Origin of the sequence: Macromonas nakdongensis (assembly GCF_002837145.1) — a bacterium.
GTDB classification, from domain to species: domain Bacteria; phylum Pseudomonadota; class Gammaproteobacteria; order Burkholderiales; family Burkholderiaceae_C; genus Macromonas_B; species Macromonas_B nakdongensis.
Map to the genome: position 1 here is coordinate 1 of NZ_NWMV01000164.1, position 4,756 is coordinate 4,756.

Annotated in this window: 5 protein-coding genes; 2 read left to right on the plus strand and 3 right to left on the minus strand. The window is 66.5% G+C overall.

Annotated features, from left to right (window positions below; all coding sequences use genetic code 11):
- The coding region (locus CON77_RS14780; RefSeq protein ID WP_101050364.1) for a serine/threonine protein kinase at nt 1-438 on the plus strand (438 nt) is incomplete at its 5' end.
- 31 nt (nt 439-469) lie between these two features.
- Nucleotides 470-1,060, plus strand: coding sequence for a DEAD/DEAH box helicase family protein (locus tag CON77_RS14785; protein WP_101050366.1), 591 nt, complete (start codon nt 470-472; stop codon nt 1,058-1,060).
- Between the two features lie 12 nt (nt 1,061-1,072).
- On the opposite strand, the gene CON77_RS14790 is transcribed toward CON77_RS14785, so the two are convergent.
- The 3 genes from CON77_RS14790 to CON77_RS14800 all read right to left on the minus strand — a co-directional run bounded on the left by CON77_RS14790 (nt 1,073) and on the right by CON77_RS14800 (nt 4,756).
- Nucleotides 1,073-1,825, minus strand: coding sequence for an MgtC/SapB family protein (locus tag CON77_RS14790; RefSeq protein ID WP_101050368.1), 753 nt, complete (start codon nt 1,823-1,825; stop codon nt 1,073-1,075).
- 87 nt (nt 1,826-1,912) lie between these two features.
- The gene (gene htpG, locus CON77_RS14795; protein ID WP_101050370.1) at nt 1,913-3,853 is read right to left on the minus strand and encodes a molecular chaperone HtpG; all 1,941 of its coding nucleotides are present in this window, start codon (nt 3,851-3,853) and stop codon (nt 1,913-1,915) included.
- A 132-nt stretch (nt 3,854-3,985) separates the two neighbouring features.
- Entirely contained in the window at nt 3,986-4,756 is a 771-nt protein-coding gene (locus CON77_RS14800) for a pseudouridine synthase (RefSeq protein ID WP_101050372.1), read from the minus strand.

Below are 4,756 nucleotides of genomic sequence, written 5' to 3' on the forward strand. Positions count from 1 at the left end.
CAGGCACTGGCCGCCACCCCTGCGCTCCAGTTGCGCCTGCACGGCGACTGCCACCCCGGCAACATCCTGTGGACGCCGGCCGACCGGCCCGGCGCCGGGCCGCACTTCGTCGACCTGGACGACGCCCGCACCGGCCCCGCGGTGCAGGACCTGTGGATGCTGCTCAGCGGCGACCGCACTCAGCAGCAGCGCCAGCTCGGCGCCCTGCTGGACGGCTACGAGACCCTGCGCGACTTCGACCGACGCGAACTGGCCCTGATCGAACCGCTGCGCACCCTGCGCCTGTTGCACTACAGCGCCTGGCTGGCACGGCGCTGGAGCGATCCGACCTTCCCCATCCACTTCCCCTGGTTCGGCAGCGACGCCTACTGGCAGGAACAGGCCCGCACCCTGCACGACCAGGTGGAGGCCATGCAGGCCCATCCTTTGGTAGCATGAAGCCGCGCGCTCGCGCACCAGGAGACGCCCCATGAGCACCATCGCCGGCTACGTGGCCCCCCAGTTGCCCGAAAACAAATTGCGGCTCTACCCGACCAAGGTCGTCAACATCATCGGCGGGCCGGGCTGTGACAAATCGCTGTACTCCTCGGCCATCGTGCTCAAGCTGCACCTGCGGCACAAATCGGTCGAGACCATCCCCGACGTGGCCAAGGCCCTGGTCTGGCAGCGCGACACCGAAGCCCTGCGCAACCAGTACGGCATCGCACTGCAGCAGTACCGCATGATCGAGGTGCTCGACGGCCAGGTGCAGTTCCTCGTCACCGAAGGCGCGCTGCCGCAGCTGCTGTACTACAACACCAGCTACCCGGACAACGTCTGCGACGTCGAAAAAACGCGCCAGCAGATCCTGGCCTGGTACCGGCAGTTCAACAACGTCAACGTACTGGTCCAGCGCGACCCCGACAAGCCCTATGTGCGCAGCGGCCGCTTCCAGGACGAGGCGCAGGCGCGGCAGATCGACAGCGACATGCGCGCGCTGCTCAACCGCGAAGGCATCAAATACACCGTGCTGCCGCCGGACCACCGCGCCATCATCGAATTCGCGGCCACGCTGGAGTGAGCGGGGCCGGCTTCAGTTGCGCGCGTGCGCCAGGTTGAGCTGGCTCACCCCCGGCACCCGGCGCAAGGCCTGCGACAAGGCCACCAGCGAGTCGCCGGGCGGGCGGGCCCGGCGCGCCACCATGACGAAATGCCAGGTGGCCTGAGCCCCGGACCAGGCGATGGTGAGCGAACCTTCGGCCAGCTGGTAGCCGCAATCGCGCAGGGTCTGGCGCACAACCGCCTCGTCCGGCTCCACGCCCTCGGCAAACCCCAGCACCACGCCCAGAGCGGACAGCGCCGGCAGGCGCGCCTCCAGCTTGGCGCCCCACAGCATCAGCGCCGCCGACAGCACCGTGAGCAACATGGCCGCGGCGTAAAAACCCACCCCCACCAGCACGCCGATGCCGGCCGTGGCCCAGATGGACGCGGCGGTGGTCAGGCCGCTGATGTTCAGCCCATCGCGCATGATCACACCCGCACCCAGAAAGCCGATGCCGGTGACGATGCCCTGCACCACCCGGGTCACGTCGATCGCGTCCACCGCCAGGGTGTGGGCCCGCCCCCACCAGAACTCGGGGTAGCCGGCGAACACCGTGAGCGCGCACGCGGCCATGCAGACGATGCCGTAGGTGCGCATGCCCGCCGCGCGGCTGTGGTAGCTGCGCTCGTAGCCCACCACCAGGCCCAGCAACAAGGCCCCCAGCAGGTTGGCGAACACCAGCAGATTGACCTCGATGACCGGCAGGGACCAGTACTGCGCCCAAAGCGACTGAAGGCTGAGCATGTGCACCCCGAATGAAAAAAACCGCCCACACCCCAACGGTGTGAACGGTTTGCATCATAGGGCCAGGCGGGCCCTCGCCCAGTGGGTTTACACCAGCAAGGCGTTGACGCGCTTGACGTAGGCGGCCGGGTCTTCAGGCAGGCCGCCTTCGGCCAGCAGCGCCTGGTCGAACAGGATGTGGGCCAGGTCGTCGAAATGGGCCGAGCCGTCGAGCTTTTTCACCAGCGCGTGGTCGGCGTTCACTTCCAGGATGGGCTTCATGTCGGGCACGGCCTGGCCGGCCTGCTTGAGCATGCGCGCCAGTTGGGTGCTCATGCCGTGGTCGTCGGACACCAAACAGGCGGGCGAGTCCACAAGGCGGGTGGTCACGCGCACGTCCTGGGCCTTGTCCTTCAAAGACGCTTTGAGTTTTTCCAGCAAGGGCTTGAAGGTTTCGGCGGCCTGCTCGGCGGCTTTCTTTTCCTCTTCGTCTTGCAGCTTGCCCAGGTCCACGCCGCCCTTGGCCACCGATTGCAGCGGCGTGCCGTCGAAGGCGTGCAGGAAGGACAGCGCCCATTCGTCCACGCGGTCGATCATCAGCAGCACTTCGATGCCCTTCTTCTTGAACACCTCCAGCTGCGGGCTGCTCTTGGCGGCGGCCAGGGTGTCGGCGGTGATGTAGTAGATGGCCTCCTGGCCCTCTTTCATGCGCGCCTTGTAGTCGGCAAAGCCCACGGCCACGGCGTCGCTCTGGGTGGAGGCGAAGCGCAGCAGCTTGGCGATCCTGTCCTTGTTGGCAAAGTCTTCGCCCAGGCCTTCTTTCAGCACCGCGCCAAATTCGGCGTAAAAGGCGCTGTACTTGCCGGCCATTTGCTCGGCTTCGGCTTTCTCTTCGGCGCTCAGGACGTCGGTCACGCCGTCGGCGTTTTCAGTGGGCAGCTGGTCTTTTTTGGCCAGGTCTTCCAGCATGGCCAGCACGCGGCGGGTGTTGCCTTCGCGGATGGCCTTCACGTCGCGGCTTTCCTGCAGCAGTTCGCGGCTCACGTTCAGCGGCAGGTCGGCGGAATCGATCACGCCCTTGACCCAGCGCAGGTAGGTCGGCATCAGCGCCTCGGCCTCGTCCATGATGAACACGCGCTTGACGTAGAGCTTGACGCCGGCCTTCTTGTCGCGGTTCCACAGGTCGTGCGGCGCCTGGGCCGGGATGTAGAGCAGCTGGGTGTATTCGGTGCTGCCTTCCACGCGGTGGTGGCTCCAGCTCAGCGGGTCGGCCTGGTCGTGGCTGATGGCCTTGTAGAAGTCGGTGTACTGCTCGTCAGAAATGTCTTTTTTGGCGCGCGTCCACAGGGCGCTGGCGCTGTTGACGGCTTCCCACTCGTCCTGCAGCACGTACTCAGACTTGTCCTTGTCCCACTCCTCCTTCTGCATCAGGATGGGCAGGCTGATGTGGTCGGAGTACTTGCCGATGATTTGCTTGAGCTTCCATCGGTTCAGATACTCGGTGGCGTCGTCACGCAGGTGCAGGATGATGCTGGTGCCGCGTGCAGCGCGGGTGATGGTTTCGGTCTCGAAATCGCCCGAACCACCGCTGACCCAGCGCACGCCTTCTTCGGCCTTGAGGCCGGCGCGGCGGGACTCGACCGTGATCTTGTCGGCCACGATGAAGCCGGAATAAAAGCCCACGCCGAACTGACCGATCAGCTGCGCGTCTTTCTTCTGGTCACCGCTCAGGCGGCTCATGAAGTCTTTGGTGCCGCTCTTGGCAATGGTGCCCAGGTGGTCAATGGCCTCCTGCTCGCTCATACCAATGCCGTTGTCGGTGATGGTCAGCGTCTTGGCGTCTGAGTCGAAGGCCACGCGCACCTCGAGGTTGGGCGCGTCTTCGTACAGGGCGGTGTTGTTCAGCGCCTCGAAGCGCAGCTTGTCACAGGCGTCGGAGGCGTTGGAGACCAGCTCGCGCAGGAAGATTTCCTTGTTCGAGTACAGCGCGTGGGTGACGAGGTGCAGCAGCTGGGCGACTTCGGCCTGGAATGCGTGGTGTTGGCTCATGATGGAATGAAATCGGAACGGGCGAAAACGGCGCATGGACCGCGGGAGTCGTCTGCAAGCAGACACCGCCCCGCGACACAGTACCAATATGTGGGGCCGGGTGTGCCCCCTTCAAGGGGCCGCAGACCGCGCTCAGAACCGCTCGTGCTCGCCCAGGTAGCGCCACTGCCCCACCGGCAACTGGCCCAGCGCCACCCGCCCGATGCGGATGCGCTTCAAGCCCACCACGTGCAGGCCCACCAGCTCGCACATGCGGCGGATCTGGCGCTTCTTGCCTTCGCGCAGCACAAAGCGCAACTGCTCCGGGTTTTGCCAGTCCACCTGCGCGGGCTTGAGGGCCTCGCCGTCCAGGCTCAGGCCGTGGCGCAGGCGCTGCAGACCCTCGGGCGGGAACACCGACTGCACGTCCTGCGCCACCACGCCCGCGCCCTTGGGGCCGTTCGGCGCCCACTGCACCCGCACCAAGTACTCCTTGTCCACGGGGGAGTCTTCGCCGATCAGGGCCTTGGCCACGCGCCCGTCCTGGGTCAGCACCAGCAGGCCGGTGGAGTCGATGTCCAGCCGCCCGGCCGGCGCCAGCCCGCGGCTGTGGCCGGCCTCGAAACGGCGGGCCGCGCGGTCTTCGCGCCAGCGGGTCTGCGGCTTGACCAGCACCGCCGCACTTTGGTGCCCGTCCTCGGGCAAACCGCTCACGTAACCCACCGGTTTGTGCAGGAGGATGGTGACGCGGGCCTCCTGCTGCGCGGCGGCCTGCGGCGCCACCTCGATGCGGTCGCCCGGCGCCACCGTCAGGCCCATTTCGGCCACCTGCCCGTTGACCCGCACCCAACCGCGCGCGATCCACTCGTCGGCCTCACGGCGCGAACAATGGCCCAATTCGGCCAAGCGCTTGTTGAGGCGCAC